The organism is Dyella sp. 2RAB6 (genome assembly GCF_052115385.1).
Classification (GTDB): Bacteria; Pseudomonadota; Gammaproteobacteria; order Xanthomonadales; family Rhodanobacteraceae; genus Dyella_D.
In genome coordinates, this window is record NZ_JBFRGP010000018.1 from 1 (window position 1) to 24,128 (window position 24,128).

The following is a 24,128-nucleotide window of genomic DNA, read 5'->3' on the forward strand; positions in this document are numbered from 1 at the left end:
GCTCGTCGATCCCCAGGACGACACACCCACCGAACATCCGGGCCGTCCGCCCACATCGCGGACACGGTTGAAGAACCGCGGCCTAAGAGTTTTCGCAGGAATTATTCCGAGCCGTCCTACCCGGCACGTCGCCCTGCGCGACGGCGAAAGCTGCTGACGCCGCAACCCACTTCCTCAATCCAGCCGCCCGGCGCCCATTCCTTGGGCCGTCGGTGAATCTTCGAGTCCGTAAGGTCGGCGGCACGCCGAGCTATTGGCGGCGTGCCGTTTTACGGCGCGAGGATGCGGCGTTTAGCAAGGAGCTGCTTATGAATAACGTTTTTGGCGAACCGTGGATCACCCGCCACACCAACTATTTCTCCAATCCTGACGCCAGCCCGGATGCGCTGCTCAACGACGCCACCGAGTGGCTGCAGTTCGCGCACAACGCGATCCAGTTACTTGCGGAGCTGGTCAATGAGCCCGGTGATGTCGACGCAAACCGACTGCCGATCATGCTGGAAGGCATCAGTGCATTCATCGATATGGGCGCGCGCTGCGCGGCGCAGGCGCATGGTCGCATGCAGTGGCTGCAGCTGCACGAAGAAGAGTGCGCAGCGATCGAAGCCGAGGACAGCGACAAATAATCTATCTAGCGACAACCTCCGAACCCCCTCTCCCTGCCGGGGAGAGGGCTGGGGTGAGGGGTCGGGGCTCGGCTCACCGCTGTCGTAGCTACGGCAGAACCCAACCATGCGACGGATCAGGCCGTCGCCATGCCGGGTTTCGCCCGCCCCTGTCTACTTGCCGGATTGATACGCAATCCTGAAGAACTGATTGAGCACCCAGAAACTCTCGCCGCTCGCATCCGGCATGAGCTGAAAGCTCGCGAAGAAGTGCAGCGACTCCTGGTTCACCAGCATGTACCCTTCCACCAGGATGCACACCCCGCTATTCACGCTCGGCTGCGAATCGATATTGGCCAGCTCATAAGTCGCTGCAGGAAGAGACACAAGCTTCTTCATGATGCCATCACCCCCTTCGAATGCATCTGCCTCAAAGTTGAGCATGGAATCGTCGTGGTAGAGCGCCGCCAAAGTTTGCGGGTCCGTTTGAAGAGCGTAGTAGTAGTGCCCGCAAAATGCGTGCGCTATCAGGTCTGATTCGACGCTCATGGGTGGATTCCTTTGTGTGCTATTGGCCTTGGGACAACGCCAGCCGCCGCAGCTTACGGGACCGGGCTCCGCCGAACCAGCGCACATTAGTTCGCGATAAGGAGCGAGGTGCCGCCGTCACACCCACCGCACCACTTCATGGACTCGGCACGAGTCCGAACATCTTTGGATACGCCGATCAAGCAGACGCCACTTCCTGATCGAACCAGACGTCGCTTTGCGATGAAAAGAAGCGATAGCCAAATGGCAGCGCCAGGAATTTCGCAAGATCCGGCCGCTTCGCGCTGACATGGTGCGCGTGCACTGTTTTCAGCGTACTGGTGTCGCCATTGAACCGATCCGTGGTGATCCACCACCCCGACATATGGTCAGGCGATGGATACCGCACACCTTCAGCGTCATCACCCTCGTAAACGCCATCGGAGATGACGACCACTTGATCCAGCCGAGGAGGAGCGAACGACGCTCCGACCTTCTGACAGATCCCATGCTGGTCTCGCCAGTGCGAGACGGCCGCGCTTACTCCGAAGACAAAATCCATCGTCTCTGGATGGCGCTCCCAAAACACCAGCCGGCCACGATCATCCAACTCAGCTTTCGTATGCCAGTAGCCATACTTGACGGTCTCGCCAGAGCGGATGGCATTCCCAGCAGCCATATAGCTCGCAACATACAGAACGAACTCTCTACACTCATCCTGCAACAGAGCGCTGTTAACTGTCGCCGCCACTTCGAAGCCACACCGGTCCAGCAGCCCACTCGTTTGGCAGGTCTGCCCATCACCCATGGCATGCACTTCGATATTCAATTCACACCTTCACTTAGGCGCCTTTCGATTGGCAGCAGCTGTCCGCTTTGCCTCACTGCGCACCTGGGTGGCACAGGGAACCTATTGAATGACCGGCCCGAACGGATTCGCGATACGGATCACTTGCACCGGCTCGCCTTCGAAAACCCCCTGCACTGACCAACTGCTTTGATGGAGCTCCCAACTGAGCTTCGTTCCACGCAGACCAGCAAGGATCTCATCCTTAGCGTCCATCATCTCCCGCGGTCGCCCAGCCAGGCCACCCTTGATGTGGCACGTCGATATCTCGACCCATTCGACGTCTCGAAGTGGCATCGGACCATCCGGCCCCTCTAGATAACCCTGCACGGGCATGATCAGGAGTTGCCCCCACCGTCCCTCTTGAGTCGAACCGCCCTCTCTCCAGGCGACGCGAACCCAGCACCTAAGCTGGGATCTCAACTCCAATAGCGGAAGCCAGTAAGACGACGCATCTCTCATAGAATCCCTTCGATGCCTAGTTCGTGAGCTCAGGCAAGAAGGGGGCGAGGGTAGCTATTGGTGGACGACTCGCTGCAAGTACTCGCCCGAAAATCACAACACCCAAAGCAGACACACCTTCCATCGCCCACCTCATTCACCCCGGAGATATCGACTTCTCGATCTTCTGCAGTTCGAGCTTTGCATCGGGGTCGCCTTGCATGGCCGACTTCCTAAGCCAAAAAATCGCTCTCTTCTTGTCATCAGCATTGCTGCTTTCGCTCAGCTGAACCCAGACATTGTACTGCGCCACTGCATTGCCATTCTCGGCCGCGATGGTCGTCCAATACTCCGACCTGTCGAAGTCGAGCTTCACACTGGCGTAGTACAAGGAAAGCCTGAGAGCCGCCTCTCCGGAACCATTCCAGCCTTCATCCGAGAGCCTGATCACCTCATCAGGGCGTAGAGTCAAGTCCGCTACAGCCGAGATAATTTCGTCAGAACTATTAGGACTCCGCGACTGGGCGAAAGCAGAGAATCCGACGGACAGAGCAAACAAGAGTACGATCATCTTCATACGACAGTCCTTCGGGGCACTGAGCAGATTTAACGTCACCCGTCCCTACCTCCCCGTCAGGAGAGAGACTTGTCACCCTGATTGCCAGCTCGCACCACGTACAAAGGGAACGTTCAACGTCCCCGTTTCCATCGAGCCAAGACTCACAGCACAGTTACTACTGCAGTCCGCTTGAGGCCCTCATAGAGCTCAAAAGTACAGCCACTCTTCAAGCGCTGCCGCGGACCCGATGGCATCAAAAAGTGCGCCATTGCTTCATGCGCTCCCCCTTGTGCCGCGAGCGCCGGATCAAACTCCAACACAATACTCCAAGCCTCATGAGGCCAATGGGCGACATCTTCGTCAAACTTGGCGACAGTCGAGTATCTTCCGTTTTGGGGTATGGCCGGCCTTTTTTCCTCCACCCATTGAACTATGACCTTCACTAACTCGTTCATATCAAACCCCTTAAAAAAAAAGACTTTCACCAGCTGATGCGCGCGCCATCGAGCTGATCAAGCTCACCGTAACGTGCTGGGCCAATGCCATCCAAGCGATCCCATCTCATAAGCTTATCCGCCTGAGCTCGGGGCAAGCGAACTCTAAGAATAGTCGAGTTCCCCGCACCGTTAAGAGTCTCTCCCCACTGGACAGCGTGCTCGTAGCTTTCGGCGAAAAACTTCCCACCCAAGGAGTTTGGACCAGCCGCAAATCTACCAGTGGCTTGAATCCCTTGGAGCTCGGCAGCGGACACCGCCCGAAAAAGCGTCACACTCCGCGCAGCTTGAACTGACTCGCACACCAACCTGACTGAGTTCGAGGCCAGTGATGCTCCTCTAACAGCAGCACCACCTGCCATAAATTCGAATGGCGTAAGAATCGGTTCAATAGAATCATCCCCAGGAGGATTCACACGATAGGGATTGGCACCGAGCAACATTTGCAGAACCATGGAGCGCGCAGCATCCCTCTCCCAGTCCCAATGCGCCCAATCCTCATGCCCCGTACCAGCAACTTGCAGCCCTAATGGATCTGCATAGGCAAGCGGATTACCTCCGACAGATGCGTAAGTATTCAAGCCGCCATTCAATCCTATTGGGTCACTCTGAACATAGCGCCCGATGGTCGGATCGTAGGTTCGGTTGACGTTCTCGTGCGCCCCCGTCTCTGCGTCATAGTATTGCCCGGGAAATCGGAGATTCAGGAGGTATCCCACTGCCGAGGTCGGCTGCTTCTCGCCAAACGCATTACTCTGATAGGACCATTGCCACTGAACTGCCCCGGTGTCGTCTCTAATGGCTCGCGGCGCCCCCAGTTCATCTGCGAGCACATAACTCGCCTTGGCTGCTGCCCCTGCACCATCGACGACAGCCACGGGGAGACCATCCATCCAGATATAATCGCGGTTAGCCGTTCCGTACTCGCTAAGTAGCTGGCTCCCCTCGTCATACGCAAAGCGCTCGCTCACCGCCTGCGGCGCCGTCACGGCCTTCGCAACCCGCTGCCCCATCGCGTTGTAGCTGTAGTTGGCTACAGTCTGGCCATTCCGCTGCACCACCGTCATCCGGTTGCGCCCGTTGTAGCCATAACCAAACGCATCGCTACCCGTGGAGTTCCCCGTGGTATTGCCGTTCGCGTCGTAAGTCCGAGCACTGCTGCCTATGCTGGTAAGCCAATGCGTTCCGCTCTGGTACCCATAAGTGCCGGTAGCGAGGCCACTGGCTGCCTTACTCAGGCGATCGCCAGTCTTGTTATAGGTGTAGGACTCAACCGCTGCGCCAGTGGCATCATTGATGGAGTTCAACCGATACAGTGCGTCATAGCGATACGTCTCCGTAGCCGGACTGGCCCCCGCGACATCGCCAAGCGCCGTGATATTGCCCATCACGTCCCTGGCGAAATGCAGATTGAGCGGCGCACTCACCACATCGGTCAATGCGTAGTTCGCATCGTATGTGCGCGTGACCTGCTTGCTGTAGCCAATCTGCCCCAGCATGTAACTCGTTATGGGACCGAGCGGCATATAGCTGACTGAATCGACGATTGTGTTGGTCGTACCGGCGGCCGTCAGCGCCACCGACTGCACCCTTCCGACGAGATCCCGCGTATAGGCGACCGCCACTCCACTGGGATAAGTCAGCGTCGCCAGCCTGTCAGCAAGTGTGTAGGTATAAGCCACCACGTCCGTCTGCGTACCCTGCGTCTGACTCTTGCGCACCACGTTGCCACGCACGTCATAGCAGTAGATCGTGGTGACGTTGGCCTCCACCACCCGAGTCAGGCGGCCAATGGGATACGAGCCCGTGCAGCCCGTAACGCTGTCGGCTTCGTCGTAGTACCAGGCGACATTGTCACCCGCCTGCGGATACGTCGCCGAGGTGCGGCGATCCAGCGCATCGAAAGTCTGACTGACCTGGATACCACGCGCATCGGTCACCGAAACGGCATTGCCCGCCTTATCGACGATCGCGCTGGAATTGCCCGTATCCGGGCTATGCAATCCAACCTGATCGCCAAACGCGTTGTGGTCGTACAGCGTATTGAGCGCATCCGGATCGCCGACTCCCGCCATCCGGCCGAGTGCGTCGTACTGATAAACCGTCTGCGCATTCCGCGTCGCCTGATCGCTGCCGTTGAAATCCCCGGTCGTTCCCACCACGCGATTCAAAGCGTCATAGTCGCGCTTGGACTGGACATTCAAGCCGTCGGCCGCATGCACCAGATTGCCATTGGCGTCGTAGCTGTCCGTATACGTCGCACTCATGACGCTGCGACTGAGCGCATCCTGCACGCCCGTGAGCTGCCCCAGAGTGTTGTAAGAGCGGGTCAGGCTCCGCGTCACGACTCCATTGTTGGCATTCGTCACCTGTTCCTTGATGCGATTGCCCGCCGCGTCCAGCGTGAAGGTCGCATACTCGCCATTGTCGTTGCGGAGCAGCGTCAGGCGATGCGCGGAGTCATAGCCGTACGAGATAGATGCATTGTCCGGGTCAGTCACGGAGGTGACGTTTCCGGCGTTGCTGTAACCGTACTGGGTGACAGCATCCTTCGAAGACGCGGAGCCATCGGCATTGGCGCGCACCGTGCGGCTGAGCAACCACCCGCGCGACTTGTACGCCAGATCGGTGATGACCCCATTCGGATCGACCGTCCGCGTGGGCCGCCCGTTCTTGTCATAGGCGGCAAAGGTAACGACTTGGCCAAGCGCATTCGTCACCGACTTGAGGTCGCCGTGCTGCCATAGCGTGCCGTCGGTGAGGTAGTACTGATAGGTCGTGGTCTGCGCGATATCGGTGCGCGGGCCGGTGGCGCTGAGCATCAGGCCGACCAGCGGGCACTGCACCGCATCCACGGCCGTGCAATACGTATAGGTGGTACGGCGCACGCCTTCCGGCGCTGTGCCGGCATTCGAACAGGTATAGCCGGCGGCGGAGGCGGCACCCGGATCGATCTCGCAATAGGCGAGCACCTGACCCGTTGCGCTGTACATCCACCCGGTGGAGGCAACAGCGTGGCCTTGGCCGTCCAGCACGCGCCGGCTCAACGGGCGCCGGAGCTGGTTGTCCCACACCGTGGTCGTGGTGCGCTGCTCGGTGGTGCCCAGGGCCTCAACGGTCTGCAACAGCAAGCCGTACTGGTCGTAAGTGACCTGCGTGGTCACGCCCTTGAAGTCGACATAGGTCGCCGGAAATCCACGACCGTCGTAAGTGCGGCTCTTCCAGCGCTGTCCACAGTCGGGAGCGCACGGGGCGTCCATCGAACTGACGCGCGCCAGCCCGGCCGTGGACGAAATGCCGATCTTTACCGTATTGCCCAGCGGATAAGTGACGGAGGCGGAACCGTCGGCGTTGTAGGCGATCTTGGTCGCGCCCACGCCGCCGACGAAGGTGGACGAAGTCGCCCTTCCCGCGCTGTCGTAGGTGATCGTCTCGTAGCGCGCGCCGTTCTCGTCCTGGATGCCCGTCATCGCATTGGGCAGGCTGGTTTGCCCGATGTAGGCGGCTTCGTTGAAGCCATAGAGACGATAATTGGAGTCGGGATACGTCACCTGGGCGATATTGCTGCTGGCCGCGACGTAGTAGTAATTAAGCGTTTTGCCATCCGGCAAGGTGATGGAGTTCAGGCGCGCGGAGCTGTCGTAGAAGAACGTCAGTTTCCTGCCCTTGGCATCGGTGACGGTCTTCAACAATCCCAGGCGCGGGTAGTACGTCGACGTCGTGGTGCTGTAGGTCAGCGCAATGCCCTGACCATCCTGCCCGAGCACCTGGATCAGCTTGCCGGTGTTGTCGTAGGTTTCGGTCTCGCGACTTCCGCCGATAAACGCCGAATAGCCGGTGACCGCACCCTGGCCGTCATGGATTTCCGTCAACTGGTCGACCGGAAGATCCGTCGCCCAGGCGCTGCCAGACTTGGTGAAGGTCTCCTGCTTGCCGTCCGGCCGCAGCATGATGATGGTCGCCACCGGGGTGCCGATCAGACGCAGCGAGCGGTCGAAGCTGTGGCGCCAGCGGAAACCGAGATTGGCGGGAGCCACCGCGCCGCTGCTGTTGTAGAAGCGGCGGAAGGTGAGCCAGTAGCTGGCGGTGTAGTCGTCTTCCTGCAGGTAGTAACTACCTGTGCCGGCATCGATCGGATCGCCAACCTTGGCCGCCCCCATGGCTTCGGCGCAAGACGAACCATCGGCATTGCCGTTCGCGCCGCCGCCGCTTCCGCTGCCACTCTTCGCTGAGCCCAGGCCGCCATCGCAGGGCGCACCGCTACCGAGATTCCTGGCCACGTCGCCGCCGAAGCGGGCGGCGCTGACGGTGCCTGGCTTGCAACCTGTCGCCGCCGTCCACGTACCGCTGAAGCTCGCACCATCGGGCGTCAGAGTGACGACGGTGGTGTCCTGGCAAGGCGTATTCGTGCCGCTGCCCCGCGAGATCACGGACGTATCGTTCAAGGTCAAGGTGTTGCCGGAGACCGTGCCCGTCACCGACCAGATGTACCAGTTGGTCGCGCCATTGCTCTGCGGCACCGTCTTCCGGGTACCGGTGACATTGCCGCTGTCGTCCTGGCGCAGGTCGAATTCCTCTTCCCACGCCGCAGCGGTTGCATCGCCAGGGGCTTGCAGGTTGCCATGCCACAAGCCGGTCACATTGACGGTCGCCGCCGTGGCGGCCCTCACGGCGACTTGCGACTGCACCAGCCGCGGAGCCACGCCGGCCCCTCCGCTGTAATCCTGGGCATGCGCCACCGAGAAGCCGAGCATGGCCACGCAACCGAGCACCAGTCCCGGTTGCTTGAAGAGGCGGTAAAGGCACTCGAGAACCGAGCGTATCGAGATGGCGCGCAGACGCGCGCAGACAAGGTTGATCACCCATCACTCCTTTGACGGTCAAGCGTTCCAATCGCATGTGGTCGAGCCAGCGGCGCCCTTGTGCAACTGGGGGAAGGACGCTCGCGCAGCCTACTTAAGAATGTCGAAGGTTTGCAAAGACGGCGTGAAGGACAGGTCGCCAGGCGAACGTGTAAGCCCCGGCATCCGGCGCCCCATTTCGCAACCGCACAACGCCCGATATCACCCGGGCCGCATTCGAACGTTGGCCGCTTTGCCCCCCACCCCTTGGCCGTTCCCCCCTCCCCCCGCCGTAAGCCTTGCGCAACAGTACCCCGTCGATTCGGTTTCCTGGGGAGGCTCGCCGGACATGCGCAAGTTGCTACTCACCGTCGCGCTAGCCGCGGCCCTGGCCGCGTGCAGCGGCCACGATCAATCCACCGCGCAGGGCGAAGGCAATGAGGCCTTCCAGGCCAAGCTGCAACAGCAATTGCTGGATGCCAAGCCGGGCAGCGTGATCGAGATTCCTGCGGGGCATTACCACCTCAACCGTGGCCTTAGCCTGCGTACCGATGGCGTGACCATCCGCGGCGCCGGCAAGGACAAGACGGTGTTGTCGTTCAAGGGCCAGGTGGTCGGGCCCGAGGGTCTGTTGGTCAATGCCAACGACTTCACCATCGAGAACCTGTCGCTGGAAGACACCAAGGGCGATGCGCTGAAGATCAACCAGGGCAAGAACATCACCATCCGCGGCGTGCGCGTGGCATGGACCGATGGCCCGAAGACCACCAATGGCGCCTACGGCCTGTATCCGGTGAAGACCGAGAACGTGCTGATCGAGGATTCCTCGGTAACCGGCGCGTCCGATGCCGGCATCTATGTCGGCCAGTCGAAGAACATCGTGGTGCGGCGCAACCGTGCCGAGCAGAACGTGGCCGGCATCGAGATCGAGAACTCGATCGACGCCGACGTCTACGACAACGTCGCCACCGGCAATACCGGCGGCATCCTGGTCTTCAACATGCCCAACCTGTCGCAGGCCGGCAAGGCGACGCGCGTGTTCAAGAACCAGGTCAATGCCAACAACCTCGACAACTTCGCCGCCAAGGGCGCGGCGGTGGCGAGTGTGCCGGCCGGTTCGGGCGTGGTGGTCAACTCCAACGACAAGGTGGAGATCTTCGACAACGACATCACCGAGCACCGCACGGCGAACGTAATCATCTCCAGCTACTTCTCCACCAACTACTACAACACCAAGGGCGTGGCGGCCGATTACAACCCGTATCCGAAGGGCATCTTCGTCTACGGCAACCGCTTCAAGGGCGGCGGAGAATCGCCGGACGGCATGAAGCTGAAGGTGTTGAAGAGTGCGGTGTACGGCATGAGCGGCCGCTTCCCGGACGTGCTGTGGGACGGCTATGCCGACACCAAGCACGGGCCGGTCGCGGCAGACGACCGCATCTGCATCGAAGGCGCCAGCGGCGTGCTCAATGCCGATGGCCCGAACGACTACAAGAGCCCCAGCACCGATACCAAGCCGTACGAGTGCACCCTGCCGAAGTTGCCGGCGGTCGTGCTCGACTCGGCCAAGTCCTGAGGCGGTGACGATGCGCAAGTGGTTCCTGCAAGGCGCGCTCGCGCTGCTGGCTGCCGTCGTGCTCGCCGGTTGCCAGCAAGGCATGGCGCCGGTGGCCTTCCACGCTGATGGGCGGCCGCCGAAGTTGAGCGACTGGCATGTAGTGGAAGCGCGCGGCGGCAAGCTGGTGCTCAACCAGGGGGTGGTGCCGTACGACCTCAATACGCCGCTGTTTACCGATTACGCGCACAAGCTGCGCACGCTCTGGATGCCGCAGGGCACAGCGGCAAAGTACGACGCCACCGACACCTTCGAGTTTCCGGTGGGCACGGTGATCAGCAAGACCTTCTATTACCCGAAGACCGCTGACGGTAAAGCCAGCGACGTCGCGCGCAGCTACGACAGCTCGCACGACTTCGCCGGCGAAGGCCTGGATCTGTCGAAGGTGCACCTGGTCGAAACGCGCATCCTGGTCCACCGCGCGGATGGCTGGGCGGCGATTCCCTACGTGTGGAACGACGCGCAGACCGAAGCCAACCTCGCCCGCACCGGCGCAGTGCTGCCGCTCACCCTGGTGGCGGATGACCAGTCGCGCGAGGACTTCAACTACGTCGTCCCCGACGAAAGCCAATGCTCCAGTTGCCATGCGCAGGACTGGGTGTCGCGCAAGATCCACCCGATCGGCCCAAAGGCGCGCCATCTCAACCGCGACTACCACTACGCGGACGGTACGCAGAACCAGCTCGAACATCTGACCAAGGTCGGCTATCTCACCGGTGCACCCGCTGCCGCACAGGCACCGCGCAACGCCAACTGGATGGACGAACACGCCGCGCTCGACGCGCGCGCGCGCGCCTACCTCGACATCAACTGCGGCCATTGCCACAACGCCAAGGGCGCGGCCAACACCACCGGCCTGACGCTGGAAGCCAGCGCGCCGGAAGACCGCCACCTCGGTATCTGCAAACCACCGGTCGCCGCAGGCCGCGGCACCGGCGACCATTTGTTCGACATCGTGCCCGGCCAGCCGGACGACTCGATCATCGCCTACCGCATGGCCTCGGCCGATCCCGGCGAGATGATGCCGGAGCTGGGCCGCAGCACCGTCCATCGCGAAGGCGTGGCCTTGATCAAGGCGTGGATCGCGGCGCAGCAAGGGGGCTGCGTCACGCTGCACTGAACTCACACAAGAACCAGGCACGGCGATCGCGTGGGGACGCGGCGCCGTCTACGAGGGGAGAACCGCCGATGATTATCCGTCCACGTCCGCTGTCCGTCGCGTTGCGCCAACTGCTCGGAGGTACCGCGCTGCTGCTGTGCGCGCAGTTGGTTTATGCCGACGACCAGAACGCCGCGCCCGCCGCGCAGGATCAGGCCGATCCGAACAAGGCCAAGCTGCTGGACAACATCACGGTGACGGCGCAGAGCCGCAACCAGGAAATGCAGTCGGTGCCGATCCCGCTGCAGATCATCACCGCCAAGCAGGTGGATACGCTGGCGGCGACGGACCTGAGCAAGATGGATATGTTCGTGCCGGGCCTGGTGATCACGCAGAACCAGCCGACCCAGCCCAACTACCAATTGCGCGGCATCTCCACCAGCGACTTCGGCATCGGCACCGAGCCTGCGGTGGGCGTTTATATCAACGGCGTATATGCGGCACGTTCCGGCGGCGCGCTGCTCGCCTTCAACGACCTCGCGCGGGTGGAAGTGCTGAAGGGCCCGCAAGGCACGCTGTTCGGCCGCAACGCCGCGGCCGGCGCGATCTCGATCATCACCAACGAACCGACCGACCGCTTCGAAGGCAAGGCACGCCTGCGCATCGGCAACTACGGCAGGGTCTACGGCGATGCGCTGCTGAACCTGCCGATCAACAAGGACATGGCGCTGCGCGTCAGCGCGTACGACAACCAGAGCGACGGCTGGGTCAAGGACGCCGCCACCGGCAAGCGCTATGGCGAGGACAACGACTGGGGCACGCGCGCCGTGTTCCGCTGGAACATCACGCCCGACACGCGGATGCTGCTGTCCTGGGATCACGAGAAGCTCAACCAGCCGCCGCATCCGTCCTTCGGCCTGGTGCCGCTGTCCAACGATACCAACCAGCGCCCGCCGTTCCCGCCGGACCCGGGCACCTATCGCAATCCGCTGCATGCGCCGCTTTATAACGACTCCGTCGGCGGGCGCGAATCGCGCACCTTCGACGGGGTGACGCTGAGCTTCGACCACTCCTTCAGCTGGGGCAGCCTGGTCTCCACTACCGCGTGGCGCGGCTTCGATACGTTCAATCGCGGCGACTACGACGGCACCAACCATATCGTCAGCTATCTCGACACCACCAATATCGAGCACAACAACAGCTGGTATCAGGAGTTCAAGCTGTCCGGCACCACCGGCATCGCCGACTGGGTCGGCGGCGTGAGCTACTACCAGGAGCAGGCGCGGCAGACCAGCCAGACCAATATCTTCACCGACAGCCTCGATACGCTGGCCAACAACATCATGGGCGCGGGCACGCCGCTTACCGACATCAGCAATGCGCTGGCCAGCTTCGGCCTGCCTTACACGCTGCTGGGCGATCCGTGGCACGAGGCGATCAGCAACGTCGGCAAGTTCAAGGCGTATGCGGCGTTCGGCGACGTGATCTGGCATGTCAGCGAACGCTTCAACATCACCACCGGCATCCGCTACACGCGCGACCAGAAGACGTTCTCCTGGTACAACATGCCGCGCAGCGCGCCGCAGTTTGACGGCACGGTGCAGGCGCTGGACCAGGCCGGCGTGCTGGCGATGCTGCCGCCGGAGGCGCAGATGGCGCTGGCGGCGTTCGGCAACAACGTGATCTTTACCGACGCGGTGGGCGTGCCGGTGAGGTTCCACAACACCTGGAACAACGTCAGCCCGCGCCTGGTGATCGATTACAAGTTCACGCCGGACGTGATGGGCTATGCCTCAGTGACCAAGGGTTACAAGGCCGGCGGCTACAACAGCGTGCAGGTCGGCTCGCGCTTCGCCCCGGAGAAGGTCATCAACTACGAAGCGGGCCTGAAGACCACCTTCCCCGAGCACAACCTGATGCTCAACGGCTCGGTGTACTACTACCGCTACGACAACAAGCAGTCGCTGAGCCTGGACCCGAACAGCGCCGGCTCCGGCGTGCCGCGTTACCTGGTCAACAGCACCGACCAGGAAGCCAAGGGCCTGGAACTGGAAGCGCTATGGCAACCGGTACGCGACCTGCGCCTGAACTTCACCGGCGCGTATATCGATGCCACCTACCGCAAGGCGGTGGCGGATTCCGGCGCGGTGCTTACCGGCGAGCCCACCGGCGAACCGCGTTTCTCCTACACCGCGGGCCTGACCTACACCTGGCACAACGTCGCCAGCGGCCAGCTCGAGTTCAATCTGAACTACGCTTACCGCGGCAAGACCCGCTGCAATGACGACTCGCGCCTGCAGGGCGAATGCGTGATCAGCCCCAACTTCAAAGTGGGCGAAGCACAGCACCGCACCGATGCACGCCTGGATTGGCATGCGCCGGGCGACCGCTGGGGTGTCGCCCTCTACGCGAGCAACCTGTTCAACGACCGCTACGTCACCGGTGTGGATAACATCACCGCCACCGTATTCGGCACCCCGTACGCCAGCATCACGCCGCCGCGCATGTGGGGCGTGGAATTCCGCGCCAAGTTCTGACCGATGACTACCCAAACGCTCGACCTACCGCTTCAACTCCAGCGCATGCGCGACGCCCATGCACGCGAGCCCGCGCCGGCATGGTCCGAGCGCGCGGCGCGGCTGCGCGCCTTGAGCGAGCTGATTACCCAGCACCGCGGCGATATCGCCGAGGCCATCCACCAGGACTTCGGTGGACGGCCGGCGCAGGAAACCGATCTGCTGGAAGTGTTTCCCAGTCTTTCGGCGATTCGCCATGCGCTCGCTCACGGGCGGCGCTGGATGAAGCCGCGGCGCAGCTGGCCGGGGCTGCTGTTCCTGCCCGCGCGCAACGAAGTCCGGCCGCAGCCACTGGGTGTGGTGGGCATTATCGTGCCTTGGAATTATCCGCTGTATCTCGCTGCGGGCCCGCTGGTGGATGCGCTGGTCGCGGGTAATCGGGTGATGGTGAAGATGAGCGAGTACACGCCGCATTTCTCGGCGTTGTTCGCGCAATTGGCGGCGCGCTATTTCAAGCCGGAGGAAGTGTGCGTGGTGACCGGCGATGCCGATGTCGCGCAAGCTTTCTCCGCGCTGCCGTTCGACCATCTGTTGTTTACCGGCTCCACCGCCGTGGGCCGGCATGTGATGCGCGCCGCTTCTGCCAATCTCACGCCGGTGACCTTGGAGCTGGGCGGCAAGTCGCCCGCCATCGTTGGACCGGGCGCGCGCTTCGGCAATGCGGTGGAGCGCATCCTGGTCGGCAAGCTGTTCAATGCGGGGCAGACCTGTATTGCGCCGGATTATGTATTGCTGCCGCGGGCACAGGTGGGCGAGTTCGTCACCGCGGCGCGTGAAATTGCCGCGCGGCTGTATCCGCAGCCGGTGCGCAACGAGCAGTACGCCAGCATTATCTCGGAACGCCAATACCAGCGCCTCGCGGCACTGCGCGATGACGCGAAGCGCGACGGCGCCACCGTGACGCCGCTCGGCGACGGTGGCGACGACATCTCACGGCGACGCATGACACCCGCGCTGCTCACCGGCGTGAGCGACAGCATGACGGTGATGCAGGAAGAAATCTTCGGCCCGCTGCTGCCCCTGGTGCCCTACGACGATATCGAACAGGCCATCGCCTACGTCGCCGCGCATCCGCACCCGCTGGCGCTGTATCTGTTCGAGGAAGACGGCGCCCTGGTCGACCGCGTACTCGCGCGCACCACCGCCGGCGGCGTCACCATCAACGACACGCTTTATCACATCGCCCAACACGACTTGCCGTTCGGCGGCGTGGGCCCGTCCGGCAGCGGCGGTTATCACGGCGAGGCCGGATTCCGCACGTTCTCGCATCTGAAGTCGGTGTTCCGGCAGGCGCGGGTCAATGGCGCGGGGCTGCTCAATCCGCCGTATGGGGAGCGCTTCCGGAAGATGCTGGGCATCATGCTCAAGCGGGGCTGATGCCGCTCAAGTTTGCGAACCTGGGTGAGTTCGATAGCCAGGCGGCCACACCCATCAAGCACGGACCGATGACCTCGATGGACTTTGCCTCATGGCCGGACACACTTGCGCGCCGCCTGGAATTGCGTATGATGACCGTCATATGAAAAGGTCGAGCGCCACCCCGAAGGAAATTACGCACGAACGCATCGTCGAAACGGCGGCGCGCGCGATCAGGCGTAGCGGATATCACGGGACCAGTGTCGCTGACATCATGAAAGAGGCCGGCCTCACCCACGGAGGCTTCTACGCTCACTTCGCTTCGCGCGAGGCGATGCTGGCCGAGGCAGCCGACCGCGCCGGCGCAGAGGCTGTCGATGCCTCGTTGCGCATCGCCGCCGAGGCGCCGCCGGAGCAGGCGTTTCAATGGCTGGCAGCGGCCTATTTGTCGGATGAGCACCTGCAGAATCCGGAACAGGGGTGTCCGATCGCGGCGCTGGGTTCAGAGATGCCACGCCAGGCCCCGGAGGTACGCCGAGCGGCGACGCGACGCATCAAAGAGATGATTGATGTGTTTGCACGGCAGTCCCCTGACTGGGGGCAGCCTGGTGCACATGATCGCGCGCTCGTTGCGGTGTCGACGATGGTTGGCGCGTTGTTACTGGCGAGGGCAGTCGACGAACCCAAGCTTTCCGAAGCTCTGCGAGGCGCGGTGTTGAAGCACGTTGCTCCCGCTGGCGACTGAGTGGATGCGGTCCTTTTTTTGGATACACATATGATAATCATCATATACGGATCCGGGGCCAAACGACGGCATCCGCAGCGGCCGCCAGTGCTTCACCCAAATCGCTATCCACTTCAGATCCATCCCTACTTTTCAAAGGCAAGCGCATGAAGCTCAAGCAATCCATCGCACTCGTTACCGGGGCCTCCTCGGGCATCGGCCAGGTAACGGCGGAGAAGCTCACCATGGCGGGCTACAAGGTCTACGGCACCAGCCGGCGTGGCGCGCAGCTCGATCAACGGGCGTTCGAGATGCTCACCCTCGACGTGACCAGCGATGCCTCGGCCCGAGAGGTGGTCAGCGAACTGATCCGACGCGAGGGTCGCCTCGACCTGCTGGTCAATAACGCAGGCTTCGGTATTGCTCCGGCTGCCGCGGAAGAAAGCTCGCTCAGCCAGGCCCAGGCGATTTTCGATACCAACTTCTTCGGGATCGTCCGCATGACGCAGGCCGTCGTTCCGCAGATGCGCCAGCAGCGCAGCGGACGCATCATCAACATCGGCTCGGTGCTCGGCTTCCTGCCCATGCCTTATATGGCTTTGTATTCCGCCACCAAGCACGCCGTCGCCGGTTATTCGGAAGCGCTCGATCATGAATTGCGCACGATGGGCATCCGTGTCTCCGTCGTCGAACCCGCCTATATCAACACGCCGTTCGATGCGAACTTGATGCAGCCCGATGCCCCGCTTGAGCTGTACCGCGATATTCGCGCGGGCGTGGAGCGGCGAGTGAAAGAGGTGCTGCAGGGAGCGGATGGCCCTGAAGTGGTGGCCGACATGGTGGTGGCGGCAGCCATGGCAGATCGCCCGAAGATCCGCTACACGCCCGGGCTGGCCAACCGCATGCGACTTCTGCGCAGGTTTGCGCCCGCTGGCGTGCTGGACGCAGGGGTTCGAAAAGACCTGAGGCTGGAAGCGTAGGCCGCGCTACCGCCGCGCCTGAATTCATCGATGACATGGAACTGATGCATACGACCATGGCATTCAAGCGATTTATCTAAACGCGCTCCCTTGCCCGATACATCTACCAGAGAAAGCACAGCATGAAAGCCTTCGTCATTAATCGATACAGCAAGAAAGAGCCGATGCGGCTCGATGACGTTCCAGAGCCCAAGCTGCGGGACGATCAGGTACTGATCGAGGTTCATGCCGCAGGCATCAACCTGCTCGATTCCAAGATCAAAAGCGGCGAGTTCAAACTGATCTTGCCGTATGCCATGCCACTGATCCTGGGTCATGACGTCGCTGGCGTCGTAACGCGCATTGGCTCGCGCGTCCGACAATTCAACGTGGGCGACGAAGTCTACGCGCGGCCGGCGGATCATCGCATTGGCAGCTTTGCGCAGTTCATTGCGGTGAATGAGGGCGATATCGCGCTGAAGCCTAAGAACATCAGCATGGAAGAAGCGGCCTCGATTCCACTGGTCGGCTTGACTGCCTGGCAGGCCCTGGTCGAGCGGGCGCATCTGAACAAGGGCGACCGGGTCTTCATCCAGGCAGGATCGGGCGGCGTCGGCACCTTCGCCATCCAGTTGGCCAAGCATATCGGGGCCACGGTAGCCACCACCACCAGTGGCGCCAACGCCAGCCTGGTAAAGAGTCTCGGTGCGGACACGGTCATCGACTACAAGAAAGACGACTTCGAGAAGATGCTGCAGAACTACGATGTCGTGCTGAATAGCCAGAATGCCGAGGCGTTGAAGAAGTCCTTGCTCGTGCTGAAGCCTGGTGGATCCCTTATTTCGATTTCCGGCCCGCCCGATCCGGCATTCGCCCAGGCGATCGGTGCGCCAGCATTCGTGCGCTTCATCGTCCGCCTGCTTTCTGCCGGCATCCGCAGGAAAGCCTCAGCCCGCGGCCTGAACTACTCGTTCCTGTTCATGCGGGCCGAGGGGCAGCAGTTGAGAGAGATCACGCGACTCATCGAGGCCGGAGCCATCCGCCCCGTGGTGGACCGTGTGTTTGCCTTCGAATCGACCAACGAGGCGCTGGCCTATGTCGAATCGGGCCGCGCCAAAGGCAAGGTCGTCGTCAAGGTCAAGTAAGCGCCGTTCTTCTTGCTGATGCTCGCCATCATGCTTAAGCGGGGCGGAGAGGCGGGCTCTAGGAATCGTCGGAATCCAACCTGCGCTTTCGCCTTTTAAGGCGAAAGCTTATTGAGTACGAAAGCACCTGTTCGGAGTATCCAAAGCCCGTCACCCGGCCTTACTTCGAAAAGGAGCTCGTCGACTCATGCCACCGCGCAGGCTTCTCCTCTCTTTGCTCATGCTGTTATGCGTGCTTCCACTGCATGCTCTCGATGCCCAGTCGGATCTCGAGGTCCGGCTGAGCAGCCCTGATTCGTTGACCGCCAGAGAATCGGGCAAGGTGATCGTGTCGATTACCAACCGGAGCTCGCGAGTCCTGCTTCTGCCGAGGCTCAGGACGCCGTTGTTCAATCCGGACGATCATCTGATGAACAACCTCATCGACCTGCGCGACGCCGCTGGCAAGCCACCGAAGTTCATCGGTCGCTTCGTCACGATTTCCTTCGAAGCCAAGGACTATTTCTACGTCGCGATCCAGCCGGGGCAAACGCTGGGAAAAGAAATCGATCTTGCCCAGGACTACGACCTGCGCGCCGGCGGCCTGTTCCGGGTCAGTTACGTACAGGATTACGGCGAGACGGATCTTTACCAGTCCGATAATTACGCAGCGTACAAATCTGCAAGTAACGAACTGACCATCTTCGTCAGCACCACGCTTCTGCACACATAAAAAAACCTCCCCGCTCACACGGGGAGGTTTTTGTTTTACCTGGTACTTCGACGCTTAGAACTTGTACTGCGCCGAGACGCTCAGCAGGTTGCCGTAGTCGTCGGAGCTGCCCGTCAGCACGTCGTTGGTCGCGCTGACCGCGCCATTCATATGCGCGCTGTTGAGGAAGATGTGCGAGTACGAGGCATTGAGCTCGAAGTGCTCGCTGGCCTTGTAGCCCACGCCGAACGAAACGAACTTGCGGGTCGAGTCCGGCACGCGCGGGCTGCGGGTGGCGGCGTAGGTCGGCGTGGTGTCGACGGCGACGCCGGCACGCAGGGTGACCTTCTCGTTGAGGTAGTAGTCGCCACCGACGGCGGCGAACCAGGTGTTGCGCCAGTTGTACTGCTCGACGCTCGGCGGCTGCGCCGGGTTGCCGTAGTTGACGCGCAGTTCCTTGAACACGTCCCACTTGGTCCAGGCCAGGTCGAAGCCGATACCGAACTTCTCGTCCTGGTGCCAGACGCTGGCGGTGGCAGTGGCGGGGGTGGTGAAGTCCGCGGTGCCGCTGGTGTGGGTGAACGGCACGCCGCCGGCGCCGGCCAGCAGCGCGGCCACGGTCGGGTTGGCCAGCAGGGCCTGCACGTTGGTCGGGACGGTGAAGTTGCCCGTGCCTTCCAGCTTGTGGTCGATCTTGGCGCGGTAGTTGAAGGCGATGCGGTCGTTCGGGGTCAGCTTCCAGTAGCCGCCCAGCTGCCAGCCGTAGCCCCAGTCGTCGCCCTTGATGCGGGCCAGGCCGTCGCTGCCCGGCGGCACCACCACGCTGACCTGCTGGCCGAGCGCCTGCGCCTGGGCCGGGGTGATCTTGCCGGCCATGGCGGCCTGCTGCACCAGGCCAAGGCCCACGCTGTTGAAGTTGATCGCGCTGGTCAGCTCGGCGCTGGTGCGCTGTGCGATGGCGCTGACACCCACGGTGAAGGTGTCGGTCACGTCGAACGAGGCGGACAGCGTGCCGTCCAGCGACTCGAACTTGGACTTGATGCCGTTGTAGCGGCCGACCCAGTTGCGGTCGTATTCGGTAAGGAAGCCGAACGGCACGGAGAAGCCGGCGCCGATATGCACGCGGTCGCTGACCTGAGTGGCGAAGAACAGCGCCGGAACCGGCATGGTGGTGCCGGCGTCGCCGCCGTTGCCGCCGCCGATCGGGCGGCCCAGCGCGTCGTGGGCGCTGCCGCTGAACTTGGTGCCGAAGTTGATGGCGGTGACGTCAGCCTGGAAATAGGTGCCCTTCAGGTCGGTCATCGCGGCGGGATTGTTGACCACCACCGAGACGTCGCCGCCGGCAGTCGCCGAACCGGCGTAGGCGCGACCCATGGACTTGGCGCTGTTTTCCTTGAGCTGGAAGGCGCTGGCCTCGGCGCGCTGCGGCGCGACCAGGGCGCCGGCTACGGCCAGGCTCAGGGCGGCAAAGGCGAGCGGGCGAGCCGCACGCTTAAAGAAAAGAGAATTCGGCATCGGAAGCTCCTGCTTATCGTTAGTCCGGTTCGGGGCACACAGTAAGGGGCTGACCGGTAAGAAAATTCATACGCGCGTTTGACATCCCCGGGCGGCACTGTGCCGTCTTAACGAAAGTCTTGCAAGTGCGGTCGCAGCAATGGATGGATCAGCGGTCAATCGCGACTGTTCGGCCATGTATTGCCGGAGATCGTCGCTGTCCGCGTTGACCATCGCGGCCAAGGCGCGGACCATGTCAGGTCGTCAATTCCGTGCCGCGCGACCACCACGCGCCGCCGCTTCCGGGGCACTTCTATGCATTGTTTCGTCTACGCCAGCCTGCGCAAGGCCGATACCTATGTCTGGCTCGCCCGCCACGACGACTTCAGCGTGCTGCCGGAGTCGCTGGCGCCGATGCTCGGCGACCTGCGCTTCGTGCTCGAAGTGGAACTCGATCAACAGCGCAAGCTGCCCAAGGAAGATGCCGCCGCCGTGCTCGCCAACCTGCAGAGCCAGGGCTGGCATCTGCAGCTGCCGCCGGCAAACACCATCACGACGCCACAGCCGGTGCTTAAAGATGCGCTGCTGGACGAGCAGAACGAATGAACGCGTACGCCATCAGCGTTAACGCCTGATTACCTTCTCTCATTCAGTCGATTCCTATACTTCGCGCCTATGTCCTACTCCAAAACGCGTCGCCCGCCGCCTTTCCTGCAGGGCTTGCTCTGGTTCGTACCCGGCCTGCTCGCGGTCGCCATCGCGGCGCTGAGCGCCAGCCCGCTGTCGCTGATCCCACTGCTGCTCGCCAATGCGCTGACCATGGCGGCGGTCTGCCACGCGATCGGTTTCGATCCGGAGCCGCAGTTCCTGCGCACGGTGCTGCGGCGCGGGGCCGCGCATCTGGTGATGTTCACCGGCTATGTGCTGCTGGTGTTCCTGCTGGTGGCGTGGCCGATGCTGCGGCTGAACCAGGCGCACAGCCTGAGCGCGACCCTGCTGCTGGCCGGCGCGCTGGTGGTGGCGTTGGCGGCACTGTGGCGGATGTGGCCGGCGTTCGGCCTGGTCTATGTGTGGGACGACGCGTATCCCCCGCAAGGAGCCGGCCCGCAGAGTGACGGCTCGTGGATCTTCACCGCCACTGCGCGCAGCATCGCCTTCGGCCGCCATCTGTCGCGCGAAGAACGCTTCTTCACGCATTACCTGCCGGCCGCGCTGGCGCTGCTGGTGCTGGCTTTCGCGGCGATCGCACTGGCCGGCCTGTACGGCGTGCTGCCGCCGGAGCTGCGCATCGCGGCGCTGGCCGTGTATGGCGTGGTGCTGCTGCCGCTGGGCTGCGTGGTGATTGCCAACCGCACCTTGCGCGCCCTGCTGTGCGAAAGCCGCCGCCCCGCGCGCCAGCCCGCGCCGGCGCGCCCGCAACCGGCGCCCGCGCCGAAGCCGGCGCCGGTGCTCAACGAACAGGAACGCACCGCCGGCACGCCCGAGCAGGCGCAGGCCTTGCTGGCCGCTACCCGCGACGGCGATATCGAACGTGCGCTGGCGCTGATCGAAGCCGGCGCCGATCCGAACACCGCGCCGCCCACCGGCGACCGCGACCAGCGTCCGGTGCTGATGCTCGCCGCACTGCTGCCCGATACGCGCCTGCTGCGCGCGCTGATCGCCAAGGGTGCCGACGTCAACCGCGCCAGCGGCGGCTTCACCCCGCTGCTGGCTGCCACGCGCGATAGCTGGCATGGCCGCCCCGATGCGGTGATGACCTTGCTGGCCAACGGCGCCAGCCCGCTCGCCACCGATGCCGAAGGCAACACCGCGTTGCACGGTGCCGTGCACAGCGGCGAACCGATCGTGGCCGCCATGCTGCTGGACGCCGGTGCGCCGGTGAATGCACTCAGCCGCGCCCGCGTCAGCCCGCTCGCCACCGCCTGCCGCGCGGCGAACTGGCCGCTGGTGAAGTTCCTGCTGGAACACGGCGCCAAGCCGACGCCGCCGGATGGCGAGCCCGCGCTGGTTGCCGCCGCCGGCATCGCGGAGGACGACGCCGAAGGCGTGCGTCTGCTGCTCAAGCATCGCGCCGCGGTGAATGCGGTGGATTCGCGCCATCGCAGCGCGCTGATGGAAGCGGCCGGCGAAGGCCACGAACTGATCAGCCGCGCGCTGCGCGGTGCCGGTGCCGACGTCACCCTGGCCGACCGCCACGGCCGCACCGCGCTGATGGAGGCAGCGCGCGCCGGCAAGGTCGGCATCGTGCAACTGCTGGCCGAAGCGCAACCGGATGCGCGCGTGCGCGACGTGCACGGCCGCGACGCACTCACCCTCGCCTGCCAGTCGCCGCAGGCGCACGCCGAAACCGTGCGCGCCCTGCTCGCGCTCGGCGCCGAAGCGAAGACGCCGGGCGCCGATGGCCGCAGCGCGCTGGACCACGCCGCCGCCGCCGGCCGCTGGGACCTGGTCACCCTGCTCGATCCGGACACACCGCTGCCGACCAATCTGCGCTTCGACGAAGCGCTGGCCGAAGGCGCCGACACGCCGGCGCACCTGCTCGATGCGCTGCGCTTCGGCCACTGGGCGATCGTGTCCACCTTTACCCAGCGCGTGAAGGAATGGCCGGCCGCGCAGCTGGCCCAGCTCTATCTGGATCTCGCCGGCCCGGGTCTCGGCGGTGCGCGGCGCTGGCTGCTGGAGCACGCGCTCACTCCGGAAGCGCGCCTGCAGCCGCAGCTGGTCGACGACGCCGAAGTGGCCGAGGGCGCCGAAGCGACGCTGCCGCCGCTGGGCCGCCGCCTGTTCGACGCGCTGCTGCCGCAGCTGCCGGCCGCAGCCGAGGCGATCGAAGATCTGCTTGCCGCCGGCGCCAGTCCGGCTGGCGCCGGCCTGCTCGCGCAGGCACTGCAGCGGCTGGACGACAGCGCTGCCGCTTCAAGCTTTGCGCTCGGCCTGCTCGAACGCGGCGCCGATCCGTTCGGCTCCGATGCGCGCGAGCGCACGCCGGTGCACCTCGCGGCCGCTCAAGGCCAGCTAGCGGTGCTGCAGGCGCTGCTGGCGCGCGGCAGCGATCCGAATACGCGCGACACGCAAGGCCGCACGCCGCTGTTCGCCGCGCTGGAACATGGTGAAAAAGCCTTGCCGCTGGTGCGCGTGCTGGTCGCCCATGGCGCCGACGCCGAAGCCACCGACGCCAACGGCGAGACGCCGCTGGGCCTGGCCTTCGACCATCCCGAAATCGAGCGCTGGCTGGACTGGGGCGATTGGACCCGTCCGCGCCGCCCGCTGCGCGCCGACGATCTGCCCGCGGCCGCCGCGACCGGTGCGCTGGCCGCGGTGGAACGCCTGCTCGATCTCGGCTTCCCGGTGAACACGCAGGACCGCCAGGGCGCCACCGCCTTGCTGCACGCCTGCGGCATGGGCCATCGCGAGGTCGCCGCGCGCCTGCTCGATGCCGGCGCCGACACCGCGCTGGCCGCCGCCAACGGCATGACCCCGCTCGCCGCCGCCGTGGCTGCGCGCCGCGACACGCTGGTGGCGCTGCTGCTGGAACACGAAGCACATGTCGACGCGCGCCTGCCCGGCGACGCCACGGCCTTGATGGTGGCCGCGGCGATGGGTTATCCGGAGATCGCCGAGCAGCTGCTCGACGGCGGCGCCGAGATCAACGCGGTCGACGCGCGCGGCCACGGCGCGCTGCATGCCGCCGCGCAGTTCGGCTTCGAACACAACGACAGCTTGCGCGCACGCCGCCTGTTCGACGCGCTGCTCAAGCGCAGCGCCGACGTCAACCTGGCCGACAAGGACGGCATGGCGCCGCTGCTGCTGTTGCTGGGCGCGCATCTGCGTCCGGGCAGCCCCTGCGATGCCACCCATATCGGCGCCCTGGTGCCGGTGCTGCTGGATGCCGGCGCGCGCATCGAACACGCCGACCAGCGCGGCGTCACCGCCCTGCACGCCTGCGCGATGCATGCCTTGCTGCCACCGGCGCGCGTGTTGCTTGCGCGCGGCGCGGACCGCAGCGCGGCGGATGCGTTCGGCCGCACTGCGGCGGACGTGGCGCGTGCGCTGGGCCTGGTGGATATCGCGCATGAACTGGCCGCGCGTGCCGGCGCGATGCCGAGCGTGCGCCAGACCCTGCGCCAGCCGGCGCAGCCGGCGGACTAAGCACC

At 63.7% G+C, this 24,128-nt stretch carries 17 protein-coding genes; 11 read left to right on the forward strand and 6 right to left on the reverse strand.

Annotated elements, in window-relative coordinates; translation table 11 throughout:
• Positions 1–308 precede the first annotated feature (308 nt).
• Positions 309–626, forward strand: a complete 318-nt coding sequence (locus AB4083_RS19010) for a hypothetical protein (protein WP_441609994.1) — start codon at positions 309–311, stop codon at positions 624–626.
• 153 nt (positions 627–779) lie between these two features.
• Here the strand turns inward: AB4083_RS19010 and AB4083_RS19015 are convergent, their stop codons facing one another.
• The 5 genes from AB4083_RS19015 to AB4083_RS19035 all read right to left on the reverse strand — a co-directional run bounded on the left by AB4083_RS19015 (position 780) and on the right by AB4083_RS19035 (position 8,336).
• Positions 780–1,154, reverse strand: coding sequence for a nuclear transport factor 2 family protein (locus AB4083_RS19015; protein ID WP_441609995.1), 375 nt, complete (start codon positions 1,152–1,154; stop codon positions 780–782).
• Positions 1,155–1,332: 178 nt separating this feature from the next.
• Positions 1,333–1,962, reverse strand: a complete 630-nt coding sequence (locus tag AB4083_RS19020; RefSeq protein ID WP_441609997.1) for an immunity protein Imm33 domain-containing protein — start codon at positions 1,960–1,962, stop codon at positions 1,333–1,335.
• A 616-nt stretch (positions 1,963–2,578) separates the two neighbouring features.
• The gene (locus tag AB4083_RS19025; protein ID WP_441609998.1) at positions 2,579–2,998 is read right to left on the reverse strand and encodes a tetratricopeptide repeat protein; all 420 of its coding nucleotides are present in this window, start codon (positions 2,996–2,998) and stop codon (positions 2,579–2,581) included.
• Positions 2,999–3,141: 143 nt separating this feature from the next.
• Positions 3,142–3,465, reverse strand: coding sequence for a hypothetical protein (locus AB4083_RS19030; RefSeq protein ID WP_441610000.1), 324 nt, complete (start codon positions 3,463–3,465; stop codon positions 3,142–3,144).
• Positions 3,462–8,336, reverse strand: a complete 4,875-nt coding sequence (locus AB4083_RS19035; protein ID WP_441610002.1) for an RHS repeat-associated core domain-containing protein — start codon at positions 8,334–8,336, stop codon at positions 3,462–3,464. The genes AB4083_RS19030 and AB4083_RS19035 overlap by 4 nt, the downstream gene beginning before the upstream one ends.
• A gap of 328 nt (positions 8,337–8,664) precedes the next feature.
• Between AB4083_RS19035 and AB4083_RS19040 the strand changes: the two genes are divergently transcribed.
• The 8 genes from AB4083_RS19040 (at position 8,665) to AB4083_RS19075 (ending at position 18,501) form a co-directional block, all read left to right on the forward strand.
• A complete protein-coding gene (locus AB4083_RS19040; protein ID WP_441610003.1) occupies positions 8,665–9,891 on the forward strand; it encodes a parallel beta-helix domain-containing protein in 1,227 nt (408 codons plus the stop codon).
• 10 nt (positions 9,892–9,901) lie between these two features.
• Complete coding sequence (locus AB4083_RS19045; RefSeq protein ID WP_441610005.1) at positions 9,902–11,050, forward strand: SO2930 family diheme c-type cytochrome; 1,149 nt, start codon at positions 9,902–9,904, stop codon at positions 11,048–11,050.
• Between the two features lie 68 nt (positions 11,051–11,118).
• The gene (locus AB4083_RS19050) at positions 11,119–13,566 is read left to right on the forward strand and encodes a TonB-dependent receptor (protein WP_441610007.1); all 2,448 of its coding nucleotides are present in this window, start codon (positions 11,119–11,121) and stop codon (positions 13,564–13,566) included.
• 3 nt (positions 13,567–13,569) lie between these two features.
• The gene (locus AB4083_RS19055; protein WP_441610009.1) at positions 13,570–14,982 is read left to right on the forward strand and encodes a coniferyl aldehyde dehydrogenase; all 1,413 of its coding nucleotides are present in this window, start codon (positions 13,570–13,572) and stop codon (positions 14,980–14,982) included.
• A 91-nt stretch (positions 14,983–15,073) separates the two neighbouring features.
• Positions 15,074–15,706, forward strand: coding sequence for a TetR/AcrR family transcriptional regulator (locus tag AB4083_RS19060; RefSeq protein WP_441610011.1), 633 nt, complete (start codon positions 15,074–15,076; stop codon positions 15,704–15,706).
• 146 nt (positions 15,707–15,852) lie between these two features.
• Complete coding sequence (locus tag AB4083_RS19065; protein WP_441610013.1) at positions 15,853–16,665, forward strand: oxidoreductase; 813 nt, start codon at positions 15,853–15,855, stop codon at positions 16,663–16,665.
• 122 nt (positions 16,666–16,787) lie between these two features.
• Entirely contained in the window at positions 16,788–17,789 is a 1,002-nt protein-coding gene (locus tag AB4083_RS19070) for an NADP-dependent oxidoreductase (RefSeq protein WP_441610015.1), read from the forward strand.
• Positions 17,790–17,976: 187 nt separating this feature from the next.
• The gene (locus AB4083_RS19075) at positions 17,977–18,501 is read left to right on the forward strand and encodes a hypothetical protein (RefSeq protein WP_441610017.1); all 525 of its coding nucleotides are present in this window, start codon (positions 17,977–17,979) and stop codon (positions 18,499–18,501) included.
• 54 nt (positions 18,502–18,555) lie between these two features.
• Here the strand turns inward: AB4083_RS19075 and AB4083_RS19080 are convergent, their stop codons facing one another.
• Positions 18,556–19,995, reverse strand: coding sequence for an OmpP1/FadL family transporter (locus AB4083_RS19080; protein WP_441610018.1), 1,440 nt, complete (start codon positions 19,993–19,995; stop codon positions 18,556–18,558).
• A gap of 294 nt (positions 19,996–20,289) precedes the next feature.
• Between AB4083_RS19080 and AB4083_RS19085 the strand changes: the two genes are divergently transcribed.
• Together AB4083_RS19085 and AB4083_RS19090 are read left to right on the forward strand one after the other, a co-directional pair.
• Positions 20,290–20,580: a YcgL domain-containing protein gene (locus tag AB4083_RS19085; protein WP_441610020.1), complete on the forward strand. Its 291-nt coding sequence runs from the start codon at positions 20,290–20,292 to the stop codon at positions 20,578–20,580.
• Between the two features lie 69 nt (positions 20,581–20,649).
• Entirely contained in the window at positions 20,650–24,123 is a 3,474-nt protein-coding gene (locus AB4083_RS19090; RefSeq protein ID WP_441610022.1) for an ankyrin repeat domain-containing protein, read from the forward strand.
• Positions 24,124–24,128: the final 5 nt, after the last annotated feature.

What these genes read in the sequence shown, in the direction of transcription:
- AB4083_RS19075 (WP_441610017.1), top strand. Translation starts at nt 17,977, where the DNA reads ATGCCACCGCGCAGGCTTCTCCTCTCTTTGCTCATGCTGTTATGCGTG.
- AB4083_RS19060 (WP_441610011.1), top strand. Translation starts at nt 15,074, where the DNA reads ATGGCCGGACACACTTGCGCGCCGCCTGGAATTGCGTATGATGACCGT.
- AB4083_RS19070 (WP_441610015.1), top strand. Translation starts at nt 16,788, where the DNA reads ATGAAAGCCTTCGTCATTAATCGATACAGCAAGAAAGAGCCGATGCGG.
- AB4083_RS19085 (WP_441610020.1), top strand. Translation starts at nt 20,290, where the DNA reads ATGCATTGTTTCGTCTACGCCAGCCTGCGCAAGGCCGATACCTATGTC.
- AB4083_RS19055 (WP_441610009.1), top strand. Translation starts at nt 13,570, where the DNA reads ATGACTACCCAAACGCTCGACCTACCGCTTCAACTCCAGCGCATGCGC.
- AB4083_RS19090 (WP_441610022.1), top strand. Translation starts at nt 20,650, where the DNA reads ATGTCCTACTCCAAAACGCGTCGCCCGCCGCCTTTCCTGCAGGGCTTG.
- AB4083_RS19040 (WP_441610003.1), top strand. Translation starts at nt 8,665, where the DNA reads ATGCGCAAGTTGCTACTCACCGTCGCGCTAGCCGCGGCCCTGGCCGCG.
- AB4083_RS19010 (WP_441609994.1), top strand. Translation starts at nt 309, where the DNA reads ATGAATAACGTTTTTGGCGAACCGTGGATCACCCGCCACACCAACTAT.
- AB4083_RS19045 (WP_441610005.1), top strand. Translation starts at nt 9,902, where the DNA reads ATGCGCAAGTGGTTCCTGCAAGGCGCGCTCGCGCTGCTGGCTGCCGTC.
- AB4083_RS19080 (WP_441610018.1), bottom strand. Translation starts at nt 19,995, where the DNA reads ATGCCGAATTCTCTTTTCTTTAAGCGTGCGGCTCGCCCGCTCGCCTTT.
- AB4083_RS19015 (WP_441609995.1), bottom strand. Translation starts at nt 1,154, where the DNA reads ATGAGCGTCGAATCAGACCTGATAGCGCACGCATTTTGCGGGCACTAC.
- AB4083_RS19065 (WP_441610013.1), top strand. Translation starts at nt 15,853, where the DNA reads ATGAAGCTCAAGCAATCCATCGCACTCGTTACCGGGGCCTCCTCGGGC.
- AB4083_RS19050 (WP_441610007.1), top strand. Translation starts at nt 11,119, where the DNA reads ATGATTATCCGTCCACGTCCGCTGTCCGTCGCGTTGCGCCAACTGCTC.
- AB4083_RS19025 (WP_441609998.1), bottom strand. Translation starts at nt 2,998, where the DNA reads ATGAAGATGATCGTACTCTTGTTTGCTCTGTCCGTCGGATTCTCTGCT.